General features: G+C 65.8%; 14 protein-coding genes, 1 other RNA gene and 1 pseudogene. 5 read left to right on the top strand and 11 right to left on the bottom strand.

The features are described from left to right. Nucleotides 1-84 precede the first annotated feature (84 nt). The 7 genes and pseudogenes from cmk to gyrA all read right to left on the bottom strand — a co-directional run bounded on the left by cmk (nucleotide 85) and on the right by gyrA (nucleotide 8,849). Nucleotides 85-789: a (d)CMP kinase gene (gene cmk, locus BSIN_RS19825; protein WP_089341714.1), complete on the bottom strand. Its 705-nt coding sequence runs from the start codon at nucleotides 787-789 to the stop codon at nucleotides 85-87. A gap of 17 nt (nucleotides 790-806) precedes the next feature. Continuing rightward, the gene (gene aroA, locus BSIN_RS26840; RefSeq protein ID WP_369828213.1) at nucleotides 807-2,111 is read right to left on the bottom strand and encodes a 3-phosphoshikimate 1-carboxyvinyltransferase; all 1,305 of its coding nucleotides are present in this window, start codon (nucleotides 2,109-2,111) and stop codon (nucleotides 807-809) included. A gap of 132 nt (nucleotides 2,112-2,243) precedes the next feature. Continuing rightward, nucleotides 2,244-3,056: pseudogene (locus BSIN_RS26835) on the bottom strand (prephenate dehydrogenase); the annotation flags it as partial. Between the two features lie 91 nt (nucleotides 3,057-3,147). Next, the gene (pheA, locus tag BSIN_RS19815; RefSeq protein ID WP_059519055.1) at nucleotides 3,148-4,230 is read right to left on the bottom strand and encodes a prephenate dehydratase; all 1,083 of its coding nucleotides are present in this window, start codon (nucleotides 4,228-4,230) and stop codon (nucleotides 3,148-3,150) included. 37 nt (nucleotides 4,231-4,267) lie between these two features. Further along, a complete protein-coding gene (gene serC / locus BSIN_RS19810) occupies nucleotides 4,268-5,350 on the bottom strand; it encodes a 3-phosphoserine/phosphohydroxythreonine transaminase (RefSeq protein ID WP_059519048.1) in 1,083 nt (360 codons plus the stop codon). Between the two features lie 180 nt (nucleotides 5,351-5,530). Continuing rightward, complete coding sequence (locus tag BSIN_RS19805; RefSeq protein WP_059519315.1) at nucleotides 5,531-6,127, bottom strand: DUF2059 domain-containing protein; 597 nt, start codon at nucleotides 6,125-6,127, stop codon at nucleotides 5,531-5,533. 109 nt (nucleotides 6,128-6,236) lie between these two features. Next, a complete protein-coding gene (gene gyrA, locus BSIN_RS19800; RefSeq protein WP_089341713.1) occupies nucleotides 6,237-8,849 on the bottom strand; it encodes a DNA gyrase subunit A in 2,613 nt (870 codons plus the stop codon). Between the two features lie 497 nt (nucleotides 8,850-9,346). Between gyrA and ompA the strand changes: the two genes are divergently transcribed. The 4 genes from ompA (at nucleotide 9,347) to ssrA (ending at nucleotide 12,022) form a co-directional block, all read left to right on the top strand. Next, entirely contained in the window at nucleotides 9,347-10,018 is a 672-nt protein-coding gene (gene ompA / locus BSIN_RS19795) for an outer membrane protein OmpA (RefSeq protein ID WP_089341712.1), read from the top strand. Between the two features lie 157 nt (nucleotides 10,019-10,175). Then, nucleotides 10,176-10,874, top strand: coding sequence for a bifunctional 2-polyprenyl-6-hydroxyphenol methylase/3-demethylubiquinol 3-O-methyltransferase UbiG (gene ubiG, locus BSIN_RS19790; protein WP_059519042.1), 699 nt, complete (start codon nucleotides 10,176-10,178; stop codon nucleotides 10,872-10,874). A 45-nt stretch (nucleotides 10,875-10,919) separates the two neighbouring features. Next, nucleotides 10,920-11,645: a phosphoglycolate phosphatase gene (gene gph, locus BSIN_RS19785; RefSeq protein WP_089341711.1), complete on the top strand. Its 726-nt coding sequence runs from the start codon at nucleotides 10,920-10,922 to the stop codon at nucleotides 11,643-11,645. A 7-nt stretch (nucleotides 11,646-11,652) separates the two neighbouring features. Next, nucleotides 11,653-12,022: a transfer-messenger RNA gene (ssrA, locus tag BSIN_RS19780) on the top strand. Nucleotides 12,023-12,366: 344 nt separating this feature from the next. On the opposite strand, the gene BSIN_RS19775 is transcribed toward ssrA, so the two are convergent. Continuing rightward, nucleotides 12,367-12,630, bottom strand: a complete 264-nt coding sequence (locus tag BSIN_RS19775; protein ID WP_059519037.1) for a hypothetical protein — start codon at nucleotides 12,628-12,630, stop codon at nucleotides 12,367-12,369. A 180-nt stretch (nucleotides 12,631-12,810) separates the two neighbouring features. Continuing rightward, nucleotides 12,811-14,454: an FAD-dependent monooxygenase gene (locus BSIN_RS19770; RefSeq protein ID WP_089341710.1), complete on the bottom strand. Its 1,644-nt coding sequence runs from the start codon at nucleotides 14,452-14,454 to the stop codon at nucleotides 12,811-12,813. A 138-nt stretch (nucleotides 14,455-14,592) separates the two neighbouring features. Between BSIN_RS19770 and BSIN_RS19765 the strand changes: the two genes are divergently transcribed. Beyond that, nucleotides 14,593-16,512, top strand: coding sequence for a tetratricopeptide repeat protein (locus BSIN_RS19765; RefSeq protein ID WP_173678720.1), 1,920 nt, complete (start codon nucleotides 14,593-14,595; stop codon nucleotides 16,510-16,512). A gap of 259 nt (nucleotides 16,513-16,771) precedes the next feature. Here the strand turns inward: BSIN_RS19765 and BSIN_RS19760 are convergent, their stop codons facing one another. Further along, the gene (locus BSIN_RS19760) at nucleotides 16,772-18,070 is read right to left on the bottom strand and encodes an MFS transporter (protein ID WP_089341708.1); all 1,299 of its coding nucleotides are present in this window, start codon (nucleotides 18,068-18,070) and stop codon (nucleotides 16,772-16,774) included. A gap of 464 nt (nucleotides 18,071-18,534) precedes the next feature. Next, on the bottom strand, nucleotides 18,535-19,773 hold a 1,239-nt coding region (locus tag BSIN_RS19755; protein ID WP_256583891.1), incomplete at its 5' end, for a gamma-glutamyl-gamma-aminobutyrate hydrolase family protein.

Below are 19,773 nucleotides of genomic sequence, written 5' to 3'. Positions count from 1 at the left end.
TGCTGCCTTGGCTGACGGCCGGCCCGCGAATCCACACGGGGTTAAGGGTTTAACATACGCTGCGCGCAACGCGCGAAGCACCTACTACGCTTTCGCCCCCTTTTCAGGCGGCTGCCCCAGCTCCTTGTACCACCGCAGCACCTGATCGACCGATTGCTCGATCGTCAGCGCCGAGGTGTCGAGGGGCTTGGCGTCCGCTGCAGGCTTGAGCGGCGCGGCTGCGCGATTGCTGTCGCGTGCGTCACGCTCGCGCAAATCCCGGAGCAAGTCATCTATATTAGCAGAAAAACCTTTTTGCATCAATTGCTTATGCCGGCGCGCCGCGCGCGCCTCGACGCTCGCCGTCAGGAACACCTTCAGCACGGCGTCCGGGAAGATCACCGTTCCCATGTCACGGCCGTCCGCGACGAGCCCCGGCGTCTTGCGAAACGCCCGCTGGCGCGCGACCAGCGCGGCGCGTACCGGCGCATGCACGGCGATCGCCGACGCCCGGTTGCCCACCGCTTCCGCACGGATCTCGTCGGACACGTCGATCCCGTCGAGCTGCGCGCAGCCTTCGCGGAACGTAATGTGCAGCCCATCGACCAGTTTCGCCAGCGCCGGCACGTCGTCAGGCTCGACTTGGTAGCGAATGCTCGCGAGCGCGGCGAGCCGGTACAGCGCGCCGCTGTCAAGCAAGTGAAAACCCAGATGCGCGGCGACCAGCGCCGCCACCGTGCCCTTGCCGGACGCGGTCGGGCCGTCGATCGTGATAACCGGGGTCTGAGAAAAAGGTCGAATCGATTTCATCGGAACAAAGGCGGGCGTCAGGCTTTCGCGAGCGCCAGGAAGCGGTCGAAATAATCGGGGAACGTCTTGCCGACGCACTTCGGATCGTTGATGCGCACGGGCACGCCGCCGAGACTCACGAGCGAGAAGCACATCGCCATCCGGTGATCGTCGTAAGTGTCGATCGACGCGTTCGGCGTCAGTTTCGCGGGCGGCGTCACGACAAGATAATCGGCGCCCTCGCCGACCGTCGCGCCGACCTTGCGCAGCTCGGCCGCCATCGCGGCGATCCGGTCGGTTTCCTTCACGCGCCAGCTGCCGATATTGCGCAGCGTGCTCGTGCCGTCAGCGAACAGCGCGGCCACCGCGATCGTCATCGCGGCGTCCGGAATCAGGTTGAAATCCATGTCGATCGGCTCGAGCTTGCCGTGATCGTGGCCGATTCCCCGCACTTCGATCCAGTCGTCGCCCATCGTCACGTTCGCGCCCATTTGCATCAGCGCGCTCGCGAAGCCGACGTCGCCCTGGATGCTCGCGCGGCCGACGCCCTCGACGCGCAGCGGCCCGCCGCCCAGCGCACCCGCCGCAAGAAAGTACGACGCTGACGACGCATCGCCTTCGACCATGATCGCGCCCGGCGACTGGTAGCGCACGCCCGCCGGCACCGTGAAACGCTGCCAACCGTCGCGCTCGACGTGCACGCCGAAGCGCGCCATCAGCTTGATCGTGATGTCGATGTACGGCTTCGAGATCAGCTCGCCGTCGATTTCGACGACGCTCGCGCCGTCTTTCGCCTTCACGAGCGGCAGCGTCATCAGCAGCGCGGTGAGGAACTGGCTCGACACGTCGCCGCGCACGCGGATCGGCGCGTCGACGGCGATCGCCCCGGGCTTGATGCGCAGCGGCGGGAAGCCGTCGTTGCCCTCGTAGTCGATCCGCGCGCCGATCTGGCGCAGCCCGTCGACGAGATCGCCGATCGGACGCTCGTGCATCCGCGGCACGCCGTGAATCCGATAGTCGCCGCCGTTGACCGCGAGCGCCGCCGTCAGCGGCCGTACCGCGGTGCCCGCGTTGCCGAGAAAAAGGTCGGCCGACTTCGCGGTGAACGCGCCGCGCGTGCCCGTCACGACGCAGGTATCGCCGTCGCGCACGAGCTTCACGCCGAGCTTGCCGAGCGCGTCGAGCATCACGCGGGTATCGTCGGAATCGAGCAGGTTGGTCACGGTCGTGTCGCCTTCCGCGAGCGCCGCGAGCAACAGCACCCGATTCGAGATGCTCTTCGAGCCGGGCAGGCGCACCGTGCCTTGCGCGCGGGAGAACGGGCCGAGATCGAGATGTTCCATATGAGATCCTGTTCCTGGAGAGGCCAAGCGGGCCGGATGCGCGCCGGATGCGGCGCCGGCCGGCCGGGCGGCAGGCGCGCCGCGCTCGCGCCAGGACGCGCGCGCGGCGCGCGAGCGCGCGAACACGGCTTCGAGCGCCGCGCCGTCGCGCGTGTCGATCGCCGCGCGCAGCCGTGCGAGCACGCGCGCATAGGCATCGAGTTCGTCGAGCAACGCATCGCGATTCGCGAGACAAACGTCGCGCCACATTTCCGGACTCGATGCGGCGATCCGCGTGAAATCGCGAAATCCGCCCGCCGCATACGAGAATTTCAATTCCGCGTCGGACTCGCCGAGAATCTGCTCGACGAGCGCGAACGACAGCACGTGCGGCAGATGGCTCACCGCCGCGAACACGCGATCGTGCTGCGCGGCGCTCATCGCGCGCACGTCGGCGCCCGCCGCGCGCCACATCGACTCGATCCGCGCCAGCGCCGACGGCGCATTCTCCGGCAGCGCGCACAGCACGACGTTGCGGCCGACGTACAGATCGGCGAGCGCCGCGCCGACGCCGCTCGATTCGCGCCCGGCGATCGGATGCCCCGGCACGAACTGGCCGACCCGCGCACCGAGCACCGCGCGTGCCGCCGCGACGACATCCGATTTCGTGCTGCCCGCGTCGGTGACGATCGTCGACGCATCGAGAAACGGCGCGATCCGCGCGAGCAACGGCTGCGTCTGCGCGACGGGCGCGGCGAGCAGCACGACGTCCGCGCCCGCGAGCGCGGCGCGCAGTTGCGCGTCGTCGTCGAGCATGGCCGCGCGATCGATCACGCGCAGCGCGAGCGCGCGCTCGATCGATGCCGCGCCGCGGCCGACGCCTATCACCTCGCGCGCGCCGCCCGCGGCCCGTTCGCGCAGCGCGAGCGCGAGCGAGCCGCCGATCAGCCCGACGCCGAAAATCACCAGTTTGTCGAAAGAGAAGCCTGACACGACGAGAGCCAAAGTAATGCGCGCGCGGGCGGGGCCCGAACGCGACGAAATCAAGACGCGCGCGTCACTGCGCGCGCGGATACGAACCGAGAATCTTCAGGAACGCCGCCTTCTTGCCGAGTTCGGCCAGCGCGGCCTGCACCGCATCGTCGTCGCGATGCCCTTCGATATCGATATAGAAGTAATACGCCCACGTGCCGACCCGCGCGGGCCGCGACTCGAACCGCGTCATCGACACGCCGTGCCGCGCAAGCGGCTCGAGCAGCTTGAAAACCGCGCCCGGCTCGTTCTTTACCGACACGATCAGCGACGTCTGATCATGCCCGCTCGGCCCGGCCGGCTCCTTGCCGATCACGACGAAACGCGTGCGGTTGTGCGGATCGTCCTGAATCATCGCGTAGGCAATCTGCAAGCCGTAGTGCGTCGCCGCGCGGTCGCCCGCGATCGCGGCAATCGACGCGTCGTCGGCGGCGAGGCGCGCCGCCTCGGCGTTGCTCGCCACCGCCTGCCGCTCCAGATGCGGCGCGTTCGCCGCGAGCCAGTGCTGGCACTGCGCGAGCGCCTGCGCATGCGCGCACACGCGTTTGACGCCGTCGAGCTTGCCCGTCTGCGTGAGCAGATTGTGATGGATCGGCAGCGACAGCTCGCCGCCGATCAGCAATTGCGTATGCAGCAGCAGATCGAGCGTGCGCGACACCGCGCCCTCCGACGAGTTCTCGACCGGCACCACGCCGAACGCCGCGGCGCCTGCCTCGACCGAGCGGAACGCCTCGTCGATCGACGGGCACGGCAGCCCTTCGACCGATTGCCCGAAATACTCGAACATCGCCTGTTCGCTATAAGTGCCGACCGGCCCCAGGAACGCGACGTGGATGATCTGCTCGAGCGAGCGGCTCGCGGCCATGATCTCACGCCAAATCGCGCTGATATGCTCGCTCGCGAGCGGCCCCGCGCTCATGTCCTGCAGACGCGCGATCACCTGCTGCTCGCGCTCCGGCCTGAACACCGGCGCATTGAAATGCTTCTTGACTTCCCCGACCTCGAGCGCGACCGCCGCGCGCTGGTTCAGCAGCGCGATGAGCTGCGCGTCAATCGCATCGATACGCTCGCGCAGCGGCTTGAGCCGGGAATTGAGTTCGTCGTCCATGAGAAAACCAAACAAGGGTGCTGATGAGCGATGCGCGTCACGCGTGCTGCCGCTCGAAATCCTTCATGTATTCGACGAGCGCCTTGACGCCGTCGATCGGCACCGCGTTGTAGATCGACGCCCGCATGCCGCCGACGGACTTGTGGCCCTTGAGCTGCAGCAGCCCGCGCGCTTTCGCGCCGGCGAGGAAGTCTTCGTTGCGCGATTCGTCGGCCAGAAAGAACGGCACGTTCATCCGCGAGCGCGCCGATTTCTCGACCTTGTTCAGATAGAAGCCGCTCGCATCGATCGTGTCGTACAACAGCCTCGATTTCTCGAGATTGCGCTGCTCGATCGCGGCGAGACCGCCCTGCGCCTTCAGCCACTTGAACACGAGGCCCGCGATGTAGATCGCGTAGGTAGGCGGTGTGTTGTACAGCGAATTGTTCAGCGCGACCGTCTTCCATTCGAATGCCGACGGGCAGATCGACAACGCGCGTTCGAGCAGATCGTCTCGCACGATCACGAGCGTCACGCCCGCCATGCCGATGTTCTTCTGCGCGCCGCCGAAGATCGCGCCATACTTCGCGATCTCGAGCGGACGCGACAGGATGTGCGACGACACGTCCGCGACGAGCGGCACGTCGCCGAGATCGGGAATGTCGAACGTTTCGACACCGTCGATCGTCTCGTTCGTGCACAGATGCACATACGCCGGATCATCCGACAGCCGCCATTCGGAGAACGCCGGCACACGCGTATAACCGCTGTCGGTCTTGCCGGAGGCGGCCAGATGCGGCGTGCAGTATTTCTTCGCCTCGTTGAACGACTTCTGCGACCACGAGCCCGTCACGACGAAATCGGCCGTCGCGCGCGAGCCGAGCAGATTCATCGGCACGATCGCGTTCTCGGCGATGCCGCCGCCCTGCAAGAAAAGAATCCGGTAATTCGCGGGCACGCCGAGCAATTCGCGCAGATCGGCGAGCGCCGCCTCATGGATCGACATGAACTCCTTGCCGCGATGGCTCATCTCCATCACGCTCATGCCGCTGCCATTCCAGTCGAGCATCTCATCGGCTGCCTGGCGCAACACTTCCTCGGGCAGCGCCGCTGGACCGGCGGAGAAATTAAAGACGCGCATCGTGAAAAACCTCGGGAGGAACGCGGCTCGCACAAGCGGACCGGAAACCGGCCAAAAGCCGCGCTGCAAAAGGAATGGCCGTTTGCGCGCTCGCGCAAACGGCCATTATCGCACTGTCACACCGAACCCGCCAACGCCGGACGGTGTTGCGTCCGGTTCGGCCGGCGGGCCGAAAACGGCTTACTTGCCCGGCTTGACTGCTGCAACTTCCTTGTCGGCCTGGTCGCGGGTTGCCTTGATCGCCTGCGGCATGTATTTCTGCATCAGGCCGTTCACGACATCGCGGCCCACCTGGTCCTGCACCTGGATGAACTTGCGGCCCGTCGGGCTCTTGTAGAACGTCGTCAGATCCTTGATTTCCGACGTGCTGTAGTACTTCGCATACGCGTCGTACTGAGCCTGCATCGCATCGGTCGTGAACTGCTGCGTGCCGAACACCTTGCCGGCGTTGTCGACAAGCTTCGGCACCGCGTTCTTCTGCAGCGTCGGGACCGCAGCTTGCTTCTGCTTGTCGTTCAGCGTCTTGTTTTCCGACAGCGCGTCCGACAGGATCGCCGGCACGAGTTGCTTCGATTGCATTTCGGCGCTGTTCGCAATCGCCGACACGAGCTTCGGTGCGTCGATCGCATCGAGTAGATCCTTGATAGCCGCCTTCTTGTCAGCGTCGATCGGAGCAGCGGCCGCCGGCGTCGCAGCTTGGTTCGACAGCGACTGCGCCATCGCGAACGCCGGAACCATCGCTGCCAGCAGGACCAGTTGCTTGAATCGTTTTTGCATCATGACTCCCTTCATGGAAATATGCACAGTTTATACGCCGTCCCTGCCGCGTCACACGCTCTTTTCGCGTGCGCACCGCCCGGGCGGCAACTCGAAGCTACAACCTGACTCAGGCGTCGCCCCCTTCCGCCGCTTCGTCGTCGGTATCGGTATCGGTATCGGCATCCGCCTCGGCGATCTGCTGCAGGCCCGAAAGCTTGGTGCCTTCATCGAGACTAATGAGTGTAACACCTTGCGTTGCGCGGCCCATCTCGCGGATCTCCGATACGCGCGTGCGAATCAGCACACCCGCCGTGGTGATCAGCATGATCTGGTCCTCGGCGTCGACGAGCGTCGCAGCCACGACGCGGCCGTTGCGCTCGGACGTCTGGATCGCGATCATCCCCTTCGTGCCGCGGCCGTGGCGCGTGTACTCGGTGATCGGCGTGCGTTTGCCGAAACCGTTCTCGGTTGCCGTCAACACCGACTGCGCCTCGTCCTCCGCGACGAGCATCGCGATCACCTGCTGGCCTTCGTCAAGCTGCATGCCGCGCACGCCGCGCGCCTCGCGCCCCATCGGACGCACGTCGTTCTCGTCGAAACGCACCGCCTTGCCCGCGTCGGAGAACAGCATCACGTCGTGCGCGCCGTCGGTGATCGCCGCGCCGATCAGATAATCGCCATCGTCGAGGCCGACCGCGATGATGCCCTTCTTCAACGGCCGGCTGAACGCCTCGAGCGGCGTCTTCTTGACGGTGCCGAGCGCGGTCGTCATGAACACGTACTTGTCGGCCGAGAACTCCTTGACGGGCAGCACGACGTTGATCTTCTCGCCGTCCTGCAGCGGGAACATGTTGACGATCGGCCGGCCGCGCGAATTGCGCGAGCCCTGCGGCACCTCGTACACCTTGACCCAGTACACACGGCCGCGGTTCGAGAAGCACAGCATGTAATCGTGCGTGTTCGCGATGAACAGCGTCTCGATCCAGTCGTCTTCCTTCATCTGCGTGGCCTGCTTGCCGCGCCCGCCGCGCTTTTGCGCCCGATACTCGGACAGCGGCTGCGACTTCACGTAGCCCGCGTGCGACATCGTGACGACCATGTCCTGCGGCGTGATCAGATCTTCGGTGTTCAGCTCGGTCGCGTTCAGCTCGATTTTCGAGCGGCGCGCATCGCCGAACTCGGCCTTCACCGCGCTCAGCTCGTCGCCGATCATCGTCGTGATCCGCTCCGGCCGCGCGAGGATGTCGAGCAGATCGGCGATCTGCGCCATCACGTCGCGATATTCGCCGATGATCTTGTCCTGCTCGAGCCCCGTGAGCCGTTGCAGACGCATCTGCAGAATTTCCTGGGCCTGCGTATCGGACAGCTTGTACAAGCCGTCGCCCTGCATGCCGAACGCCGGAGACAGGCCGTCGGGCCGGTACGCCGCGCGGCCGCCCGCCGCCGAATTCTCGGCTTCGGCGCGCGTGAGCATCTCGCGCACGAGCGCCGAATCCCACGCGCGCGCCATCAGCTCCTGCTTGGCGATCGGCGGCGTCGGCGCGGCCTTGATGATCGCGATGAACTCGTCGATGTTCGCGAGCGCGACAGCCAGGCCCTCGAGCACATGGCCGCGCTCGCGCGCCTTGCGCAGTTCGTAGACGGTGCGCCGCGTCAGCACTTCGCGCCGATGCGACAGGAAGTGCTGCAGGATCTCCTTCAGATTCAGCAGCTTCGGCTGATTGTCGACGAGCGCGACCATGTTCATGCCGAACGTGTCCTGCAACTGCGTCGACTTGTACAGGTTGTTCAGCACGACCTCGGGCACTTCGCCGCGCTTCAACTCGATCACGACGCGCATCCCGCTCTTGTCCGACTCGTCGCGGATATCCGAGATCCCTTCGAGCTTCTTCTCGTTGACAAGCTCGGCGATGCGCTCGAGCAGCGAACGCTTGTTGACCTGATACGGCAGCTCGTCGACGATGATCGCCATGCGCTGGCCGCGGTCGATCTCCTCGAAGTGCGTCGCCGCGCGCATCACGACGCGTCCGCGCCCGGTGCGATAACCGTCGCGCACGCCGGCGACGCCGTAGATGATGCCGGCCGTCGGGAAATCCGGTGCGGGCACGATCTCGATCAGCTCGTCGATGCTCGCCTGCGGATTGTTCAGCAGGTATTGGCACGCATCGACGACTTCGTTCAGGTTATGCGGCGGAATGTTCGTCGCCATCCCGACCGCGATCCCGGATGAGCCGTTGATCAACAGGTTCGGAATCCGCGACGGCAGAATGAGCGGCTGCGTCTCGCTGCCGTCGTAGTTCGGGCCGAAATCGACCGTTTCCTTGTCGATGTCGGCAAGCAACTCGTGGCCGATCTTCGCCATCCGGATTTCGGTGTAGCGCATCGCGGCCGCGTTGTCGCCGTCGACCGAGCCGAAGTTGCCCTGACCGTCGACGAGCATGTAGCGCAGCGAGAAATCCTGGGCCATCCGCACGATCGTGTCGTAGACCGCGGTATCGCCATGCGGATGGTATTTACCGATTACGTCGCCGACGATACGCGCGGACTTCTTGTACGGCCGGTTCCAGTCGTTATTCAACTCGTGCATCGCAAACAACACACGCCGATGCACCGGCTTCAAGCCGTCGCGGACATCCGGCAGGGCGCGTCCGACAATCACGCTCATCGCGTAATTCAGATACGACGTGCGCATTTCCTCCTCGAGGGAGGTGGGCAGGGTCTCTTTGGCGAATTGATCCATGTATCCGTATCGTTTCGGGGCGAAGACGGGACCGCCTATCGCATAAACGCCGCTCGCGCGACGTAACGTTGGATTCTAGCATGCGGCCCCACCCGCTCCCTGCTATATAAGAAAGACGGACATTCCGTTCGCCCGCGGCGGACGTTTTTTAGCGCCCGCACAAAAAAACACAAATCATGCGCCGACAGACCGGCAACATCGATGGCCACCGCTTCGCATCAATGCACTTGACAATTTCTTAAACATACGTCAGCCGGTGTTGCACATGCGCCACATTCGACTAAGCGATGTTAGGGTGGGGAGGATTTTTTTTCGCGGCAAGGGAACCATATGGCAAAATGCCAACGCACTGAAAGTTAGACGCTGCTCGAAGTCTAGACAGAGCGGTGCCGCGTTTTTTGTACCGCACCAATGTTATACTCCGAGCAATGTATGACTTGTCATCGTCTACAGGCTCGCAGTAAACCTGCGGTAATCTCAATTTCGAGAGGAGAAATATGAATAAACTTTCAAAGCTCGCGTTCATTGCAGCTACCGCAGTGATGGCTGCATCGGCGTCGGCGCAGTCGGTGCCGGCTTCGCGACAAGCCGTGAACGACAACTGGGTGAATGGCACGGGCGAATGGGTGTGGATGAACGGCACGAACGAGCTTTGCTGGCGCGATGCTTTCTGGACGCCGGCAACCGCCAACGCGAAATGCGATGGCGCGCTGGTCACCCAAGCTCCGGCACCGGCACCGGTCGTGCCGGCTCCGGTCATCTCGAGCCAGAAGATCACGTATTCGGCTGACGCGCTGTTCGATTTCGACAAGGCGACGCTCAAGCCGCTCGGCAAGCAGAAGCTGGACGAACTGGCCGCAAAGATCCAACAGATGAACGTCGAAGTGGTCGTGGCTACGGGCTACACCGACCGCATCGGCTCGGACAAGTACAACGACCGTCTGTCGCTGCGCCGCGCACAGGCTGTCAAGTCGTACCTCGTCAGCAAGGGTGTCGACTCGAGCAAGGTCTATACGGAAGGCAAGGGCAAGCGCAACCCGGTCACGGGCAACACCTGCCGCCAGAAGAACCGCAAGCAGCTCATCGCCTGCCTCGCACCGGACCGCCGCGTGGAAGTCGAAGTGGTCGGTACGCAGGAAGTGCAGAAGACGACCGTTCCGGCACAATAAGCCCACGGTTGCGACTGCTTCAAAGCCCCGCCTCGGCGGGGCTTTTTTATTCCGGCGCCCGCTTCGCACAGGCGCGCCAGTGGCAGCCCTCCCCGCCCCCTTATATACTCGGGGCTTGATGGGCTTGGCTGCCCGCCCCCGTACTCTGCTTGCCGATATGACGAACGCCGATCCGCACGAACTCCAGAAATTCAGCGATCTCGCCCATAAATGGTGGGATCCGAACGCCGAATTCAAGCCGCTGCACGACCTCAATCCGGTACGCCTCGCGTGGATCGAAGCACATGCGCCTCTTGCCGGCAAGCGCGTGGTCGATATCGGCTGCGGCGGCGGCATCCTATCGGAATCGATGGCGGCAAAAGGCGCGCAGGTGCTCGGCATCGACCTGTCGACCGAAGCGCTCGGTGTAGCCGATCTGCATAGCCTCGAGAGCGGCGTGACGCTCGACTATGAAGCGATTTCGGCCGAAGCGCTCGCCGCGCGCGAGCCCGGCGCCTATGACGTCGTCACCTGCATGGAGATGCTCGAACACGTGCCGTCGCCCGCGAACGTCGTGGCTGCGTGCGCGACGCTCGTGAAGCCCGGCGGCTGGGTGTTCTTTTCGACGCTGAACCGCAATCTGAAGGCGTATCTGCTTGCGGTGATCGGTGCCGAATACATTGCGCAAATGCTGCCGAAAGGCACCCACGATTACGCGCGGTTCATCCGTCCTTCGGAGCTTGCGGGCTTCGTGCGCGCGAGCGGCCTGGACCTCGTCGAACTCAAGGGCATCACCTATCATCCGCTGGCCAAGCGCTTCTCGCTGTCGAACGACACGGACGTCAACTATCTCGTCGCGTGCCGCCGTAGCGCGTAAGCGCTGCCCGTCACGCGTATTCCATTCCGCATCCGCTTCCCGCCCATGTCCGCATCGCTTCCCTCCTTCGCCACCTCGCTTGACGACGCGTCGCCGCTCGATGCCTGCGAAGCTGTCCTGTTCGATCTCGACGGCACGCTGGCCGACACCGCGCCCGACCTCGCCGCCGCCGTCAACAAGATGCAGCACGCGCGCGGCGCTGCGCAAACGCCGCTCGATGCATTGCGCCCGCTTGCATCGGCGGGCGCGCGCGGCCTGATCGGCGGGGCGTTCGGCATCACGCCTTCCGACGCGGAATTCAACGCACTACGTGAAGAATTTCTCGCGAATTACGCGGCCGATCTATGTGTACGCACGACGCTCTTTCCCGGCATCGGCGCGCTGCTCGACGATCTGGATGCGCGCGGCGTGCGCTGGGGCATCGTCACCAACAAAGCCGCGCGTCTGACCAATCCGCTCGTCGCGCAACTCGGCCTTGCCGAGCGCGCCGCGTGCATCGTCAGCGGCGACACCGCATCGCATCCGAAACCGCACCCCGCGCCGCTGCTGTACGCGGCACAGCGGCTCGCACTCGAGCCCGCGCACATCGCATACGTGGGCGACGACCTGCGCGATATCCAAGCGGGCAGCGCGGCCGGCATGCCGACCGTCGCCGCCGCATACGGCTATTGCGGCAACGATATCGCGCCTGCCGATTGGCGCGCGCAACATCTCGTCGAAACGACGGCTGAACTGCATCAGCTTTTGAGCCGGTTACGCTATAATGGATGATCCGCTTGGGGCCGACCTGGTTTCGACAGGGGTTGCGAAGCGGCTAGGGCATGTCGAGGACCCGTCACCTCGTTAATCAATGGGAAAAACGTAACTGCAAACGACGATACGTTCGCACTGGCAGCCTAAGGGCCGCCGTCCTCTGCCTAGTTCACTGACGGGCTAGTGTCGCAAGACCGGTAGCAATACCGCCAGAGGTCATATACGTCAGTTAAGCCCGTGCGGCGTCGCGACGCCCGGGTCGAAAATCTAGCGAATCGCCGTTGCGCAGCGTGTTCGTCCGCGTCGCAGCGGTTAAATCAAAAGACAGAACTAAACATGTAGAACTGGTCGTGGACCGCTTCTGGACGCGGGTTCGATTCCCGCCGGCTCCACCATTTGCCGAAGGCCGGAGAATACTCCGGCCTTTTTCATTTTCACCATCGCGCGACAAACTCAGTTCATCGGCGGCTTTCGCTTATTCAAGCGTGCGCACCGCATACGCGTGGCAGCCCCGCCCGGCGGCTACCGGCAACGCCAAGCACGCGCGACGGCCGCGCCACCCTGCTCCGGACGCCAAGCCATATATGGCGCCGCCCAATGCCACGCGGCGCACGATCGATCGCCCTGAATCACACTGTCGAACAATCGGCCATCGGCGCGCGCCGGCTCACGAACGACAGCGCAAACGCAGCATGAGCGACCGCTGCGTTTGATCGCCCGGGCAAAGCCGCACGCACGGTCAATCCATCGGGCACTTCAGGTTGCATCCGTTCGGATCGCCCAAATCGCCCTTCTTGCGCAATTCCGACTTCTTGCCGGTTTGATACTTCTTCGTCGCGGCCGATGCGGCGAATTGCATCTGCGGATGCTCATTCAAGCGAAACTGATCGTTGAGGATGCCGCCCGGCACGCCGGGGGAGTTCTGCGCGAACGCGACGCTCGCGCCGGTGACGAGCGCGCCCGCCGCAATGGACGCGATGACGAGATGAGACAGGAGTTTCATGGGAATCTCATGCCGAAGCAGTGCCCCGGTTCATACGGTACGAGTGGAAGCGGCAAGCGTAACGCAAATGCTCGCGGATTGCAGCGTCGTGCGCGAACCACTGCGTTACCGGTCATCACCGCGTAGTGGCGACCGGCAGCGGTCGCGCCCGGTGGTCGCGCATGAGCCACTCGCCGCCGGTCAAGTTCGCAACCGCATCCCCGAAAACCATGTCTCGCAGTGCCGCAACAGCGCGCTCGCGTCGGATGCCGGCCGGCCGCGAGCGGCGACATAGCCGTCCGGCCGCAGCAGATAAAACGCCGGGCGTGTGCGCCCATATCCGTCAGCCAGCGATGGCGCGACGTCGCCTTCGGCGTCCGTCACGCGCCAGCAGCGCACCGCAGCGGGCATCGAGCGCCCGAGTTCAACGGCGAGCGCGTGGCCATGCGTATCGGCAGGCGCCGCCGCATCGTCGCCCGGCGCGTGCTGCTCGAGCACGAGCAGCGTGAAATGCGCGGGGTCGTGCAGATCGAACAGCGTTGCGACACCCGGCGCCTGCCCGAGCGGCCCGTCGAGCACGCGCACGACCGCGTCCGGTGCGCGCTCGCCGGCGCGCGGGCCGCCATCGAGCGCGCGTTCGAGCGTCAAGGGGCTCTTTCGGTACTGGAGTGCAAGCTCGCTCAGCGTGCGGCGGGCGGCATCCCGCAGTGGGCCGAACGACGACAGGATCGGGACGACATGCTCGCGCAGCAGCTTGAGCGGCCCGCGATCCGCTTCGACGACATGCGTGACGAAACCCGTTTGCCGCAGCACGTCGCGTTCGATCGGATGACGCTCGGCGTGGTAGGTGTCGAGCAAGCGGTCCGGCGCGTTGCCTATCAGCACTCGTGCGAGCTTCCAGCCAAGATTGAACGCCTCCTGAATGCCTGTGTTCATTCCCTGCGCGCCCGCCGGACTGTGCACATGCGCCGCATCGCCCGCGAAAAACACGCGCCCGTGGCGCAGCTGCGCGACCATCCGGCTATGCAGATGAAAATACGACGACCACGCGAGCCCGCCGAGTTCGAGCCCAGGCGTCACGCGCGCGCGCACGACGTCGCGGCACAGCTCGAGAGACGGTCCGCCCTCGTCGTTCAGCGCGCCGTTGCGCGGCGGCCGATCGGCGACGAGCCGGTAGCGGCCGCCACCCATCGGAAACAATCCGGCGATCCCTTCGCTGGTCGTAAACAGATGAATTTCGTCGTCCGGCCAGCCGGTTGCGATGTCGAGATCGGCAAGCATGAAGGTCTGCTCGAACGCATGGCCGGCGAACTCGATATCGAGCAGACGGCGCAGGGCGCTGTGCGCGCCGTCCGCCGCGACGACATACGACGGCTGCATTTGCTCTTGCCGGCCGTCGCCGTGCCGGAGCGTTACTTCGAGCGTGCCGCGTGGATCGGCGCAGTGCACGAGCGCCACGTTGCGCTCGACCTCGACGCCGAAGCTCGCGAGATGCTCGGTCAGCAGCCGCTCGGTGATGCTTTGATCGAGCAACAGCAGATACGGATAACGCGTTTGCAATGGATCGAAATCGAGCTGGGCGATCTGCTGGCCGCCCGAATACAGCGTCGCCACGCGGGCGCGATGCCCGAGCGCGACGAACGGCTCGACGACGCGCTGCTGCTCGAAAAGCTCGAGCGTTCTCGCCTGGATGCCGATTGCGCGGGAATGGCGCGCGGGCTGCGCGGCCTGGTCGACAATGCGCACCGGCACGCGCGCACGCGCCAGACAGATGGCGGCGGCAAGCCCGGTCGGCCCGGCGCCGACAATCAGGACAGGAGCAATAGCGAGCGGAACGACTGCCATGAAGACCTCGTCGATACGCGGCACCCGTCAGTCTACGCCCGCTGCCCGGCCACATCCACTGTGCAGCGATATGACGGCGAATCCGCCGAGGTGAATCGATGTATGGGAAAATATGCGGTTTATTGCCCGTCTCGCGTCATGGAATCCGCTTTCGACCGCGCTTTTGCTGCCCACCGCGCCGGCCGGCTCGGCGACGCCGAACACGGCTATCGCATCGCGCTCGCGTCCAACCCCGACGATGCCGACGCGCTGCATCTGTTCGGCGTGCTGCGGCATCAGCAAGGCCGGCACGGCGAGGCGGCCGATCTCGTGGGCCGCGCGGTCGCGCTGCGCCCGCACGACGCTGCGTTGCAACTCAATCTCGGCAACGCGTTCAAGGCGCTCGGCCGGCTCGACGACGCGATCGAGCGCTTTCGCAACGCGCTCACGCTCGCGCCGGATTTCCCGCTTGCGCACTACAACCTCGGCAACGCCTATGCGGCGCAACAGCGGCACGACGACGCCGTCGCCGCCTTCGAGCGCGCGCTCGAACTCACGCCCGACGAGGCGTCGATCCACAACAACCTCGGCAACGCGCTCAACGCGCTCGGCCGGCACGGCGACGCGCTCGCGGCGTTTCGCCGCGCGCTCGCGCTACGCCCTGGTCACGCGGGCGCCCACAATAATCTCGGCATGGCACTCGCCGCGCTCGGCGAGTCGGACGCCGCGATCGCGCACTTTCGGGCCGCGCTCGACGCCGAGCCGCGCTTCGTCGCCGCGCATTTCAATCTCGGCAACACGCTCGATGCGATCGGCCGGCACGCGGATGCGCTGCCCGCCTTCGAAGCCGCCCTCGCGCTGCAGCCGCAGCTTGTGCTTGCCCGCTTCGGGCTCGCCAACGCGCTCGCCGCGCTCGGCCGCCATCGTGACGCGCTGCCGCACTACGAGCGCGTGGCCGGGCTCGATCCGTCGTTCGTGCTCGGCTGGCTCAATCTCGGTACCGCGCACCACGCGCTCGGCGCATACGAGATGGCACTGCGCGCATTCGATCAGGCGCTGCGGCTCGATCCCGCGCACGCGCTCGCGCAAATGCATCGCGCGGTCACGCTGCTTACGCTGCGCGACTTCGCACGCGGCCTGCCCGCCTACGAAGCGCGCCACGCGCTGCCGGGCGCGGCGCCCCTCGGGCCGCTGCCGCGCTGGCAAGGCGAGCCGATCCCGGAGCGCACGCTGCTCGTGTGCGCCGAGCAAGGCTTTGGCGATACGCTGCAGTTCGTGCGGCTCGTGCCGCTCGCGCGCGAGCGTTGCGCGCGCCTGATCCTGCAAGTGCAGCCGGAGCTGCTGCCGCTGATCGAGCCGATGGCGACGCGCTGGCGCGTGAGCGTGATCGCGAGCGGCATCGACAGCGTTGCGGCCAAGCACGCGAGCGGCGCCGATCTGGTCTGCCCGCTGCTGAGCCTGCCGTTCGCGCTCGGCCTCGAATATGACGCGATTCCGTCGAACACGCCGTATCTCGACATCCCCGAGGCCGCGCGCCGCCGCTTTCGCGGCTCGCTCGGCGGGCACGCGAAACGCAAGTTCGGCATCGCGTGGTCGGGCAGCCGGCAGACACAGGAAAATCGCGCGCTGCCGCTCGCGGCGCTCGCGCCGCTGTTCGCACTGGCCGACATCGATTGGATCGTGCTGCAGCCGGCGCTGCCCGATGCCGATCGCGCGTGGCTCGACGCGGCGCCTGCCGCGCGCGTCCACCGGCTCGACGGCCTGACCGACTTTGCGGCAACCGCCGCGCTGATCGACAAGCTCGACGGCGTCGTGTCGATCGACACGGCGGTCGCGCATCTCGCGGGTGCGCTCGGCAAACCGCTTTGGCTGATGCTGCCGTTCGCGGCAGACTGGCGGTGGAGCACGGCAGACGACTGTCCGTGGTATCCGGGCGCGCGGCTCGTGCGGCAACCGGCTCCGGGGTGCTGGCAGGAAGTCGTCGCCACGATCGCCGCAGAGATCGGCCAACGCGCGGCCGCGCCCGGCAACGCGCCATCGCTCGCCGCGGCGCGGCGCGGGCGGCAAGCGGTCGAATAACGTTCGCGGCCGGCGTGCCGCTGTTTATTCGCGCGTATCCCGGCGGCGCAAGCATCGGCGCCGGCCAAGCCGCCCGGGATTGCCGCACGCCATGCCGTCACGCATCGCCCCTTCGGCCCGGCGGCGTTCGCCGTCACATACGACGCCCGTTGCACGGCCCATGGCCATGCCGCTCATAAAAAACGGGGCGCTCACGCGCCCCGCCCTTCGTTGCCGCGAATGACGGGCGACCCTATCGATGCCCCGGCCACCCGTTCGGTCATCCCGTCGTCTTGTACTGATTGCGCGCATGCGGCGAGCGGTACAGCACCAGCGTCGCGATCAGCCCGCAGATCGCCGCGAGACCGAGCCACAGGCCCGGCGCGGCCTTGTTGCCGGTATCGTGGATCAGCAGCGTCGAGATGGCCGGCGTGAAGCCGCCGATCGTCGTCGCGAGGCTGTACGCGAGCGAGAAGCCCGCCGTGCGCACGTCGGCCGGCATCACTTCGGTCAGCGCGACGACCATCGCACCGTTGTACGACGCGTAAAGGAACGACAGCCAAAGCTCGACCGCCAGCAGCCGCGCGAACGACGGCGCCCCGACGAGCCACTGCATCGCCGGATACGCGGTGAGGATCGTCAGCGCGGTGAACGTGATCAGCACCGGCCGGCGGCCGATCCGGTCGGACAGCGCGCCGGACAGCGGCAGCCAGATCAGGTTGGAGATGCCGATGCACACGGTGACGACGAGCGCGTCGATCGCCGACAGATGCAGCACTTCCTTGCCGAACGTCGGCGTATAAGCGGTGATCATGTAGAACGACACCGTGGTCATGATCACCATCCCCATGCCGGCGAGCACGGTGCCCCAATTCGCGAGCATCGACTTCATGATCTCGCCCATGCTCGGCCGGTGGCGCTTCGCGAGAAACTCGTCGGTCTCCTTCAGCGAGCGGCGGATCAGGAACAGGAACGGCACGATCAGGCAGCCGACAAAAAACGGAATGCGCCAGCCCCACGCCGTCATCTGCTCGGCAGGCAGCGCGCGGTTCAGCATCACGCCGATCAGCGCGGCGAATACGACGGCCACCTGCTGGCTGCCCGACTGCCACGACGTATAGAAGCCTTTGTGGCCCTTCGTCGCGATCTCCGACAAATACACCGACACGCCGCCCAGTTCAACGCCCGCCGAGAAGCCTTGCAGCAGCCGCCCGAGCAGCACGAGCACCGGCGCGAGCATGCCGATCGACGCGTAGCCCGGCGTCATCGCGACAGTCAGCGTGCCGAGCGCCATCAGGCCGAGCGTCAAAATCAGACCCTTGCGGCGGCCGTGGTGGTCGATGTACGCACCGAGCACGATCGCGCCCACCGGGCGCATCAGAAAACCCGCGCCGAATACCGACAGCGACAGCATCAGCGACGCGAACGCATCGCCGTTCGGAAAATAGGTTTTGGCGATCGCGGAAGCGTAATAGCCATAAACCATGAAATCGTACATTTCCAGGAAGTTGCCGCTGACGACGCGGAACACGGTCCTGGCCTTGGATTCCTGCTGGAGGGCGGGGGACGCGGAAGTCATGTCTCTCTCGATAAGGCGGCGCCGCTCACCCGACGAGCGGCGAACGGCGCGATTACATTGTGTTTCTTGCCCGGCACTTGCCGGGACGGTGCAGGCGCGAGAACGCGCTGCACAGTACCCGTCATCTTACTGCGAACCGTCGACGGATGTGTCAAAACGACGCACATCGATGCACGAAATACGCTAGAAAAGCGATGAAAACGACAGAAGCGTGCAGATTGATACGGGTTTTCCCGGAGCTTGTTGCATGGCAGATGCTTTCACGCAGCCGCAGGCAAACGTGAAGTAACGAATGGCCGACGAATATCTTTCACGTTTACGACAAACGGCAGACTCACGCTCAAAAAGAAAACGGCGGATCGCGTCACGATGCGATCCGCCGTCCACGCGCTCGTCCGAACGCGCCATATTCATCGCGAACCCGCAAGATACGGGCCCGTTTGCCGAATACCGATTCCGCCCGATTACAGCCGCGTATCGCGCGCGGCCCGCAGGAACGTATCGAGAAGCGGCGTGCAATCGAGCAGTTCCGGGCCGCCCGCGCGGTGGAATTCCGGATGCCACTGGACGCCGACCACGAACGGCGCGCGGCGATACCGGATGCCTTCGATGATGCCGTCCCCCGCGGACACAGCCTCGATGTTCAAATCGCGGCCGAGATCGCGGATCGCCTGGTGATGGATCGAATTGACGATCGCCTCCTGCCGGCCAGGGAACATGTTGACGAGCGTCGAGCCTTTCGGAAAACGGATCGCGTGCCGATGCTGGTCGTAGCGCTCGCTGACATGCGCGCCCGCCGTCGGCACGTCGCTCGCGATGTCCTGATAGAGCGTGCCGCCGAACGCGACGTTGATGAGCTGGCAGCCGCGGCACACGCCGAGCACCGGCTTGCCCGACTCGACGAACTCGTGCAGCAGCTCCAGCTCGTACATGTCGCGGACGCGATCGCCCGGCCATTCGGGGCGCGCGTCGGCGGCCGCGTAGGTTTGCGGCGACACGTCCGCGCCGCCTTGCAGCAAGAGGCCGTCGAGATGCTTCGCGTAATCGCGCAGCCGGATGTTGCTCGGATGCAGCATGCCCTGATGGCCGACGGTGGGAATCATGAACACCAGCACGTCGCGCGACATCACCCAGTGCGCGATCGACTCCTCCAGATATTGCAACGTCTTGCCGCGCAACCCGGGCGCGCCCGGCTCCGGATGAAAGATCCGCGCCGACACGCCGATGCGCAGCGTGCGCTGCGTGATCCGCTGGCCCGCCCGGTCGAACAGCCGGCGCGCACGCGCGGCGACGATCCGGCCGAATACCGACCAGGGCGTGTCGCTTTGCTTCAGATAGGCCGGAGGCGCGGGCGATGCGGCGTTGGCCGGTGGTGGGCGCGACGTCTCGAAATCGGGCTGCGCGCCGAAGCCGGGGGGCGGCGAGCCGGGCTTCGCGCCCGACGCGGGCGCAGCCGGGCCGGATGCGGCGGCGTTCGATGCCGGCGGTGCGGACGCCGCGCCTGCGGATGAAGCCGCGCCGCTGGATGAAGCCGCACCGGATGCGCTGGCCGCAGCCGGGTCAGCCGCTGCCGGGCGAACCGCCGGCGAGGCGGCTTGCGCGGCATCCGCTGCCGTTGGATTGGCCGCCGGCGAACCCGCCGTTGGCGCGGGGGATGCCGACGAACGCTGCGCCGCGCCGTCTGCCGCAGCCGAGCCGGCGGG

This window comes from Burkholderia singularis (assembly GCF_900176645.1).
In the GTDB taxonomy this organism is placed as follows: Bacteria; Pseudomonadota; Gammaproteobacteria; order Burkholderiales; family Burkholderiaceae; genus Burkholderia; species Burkholderia singularis.
This window is presented reverse-complemented; position numbering and strand designations above follow the sequence as displayed.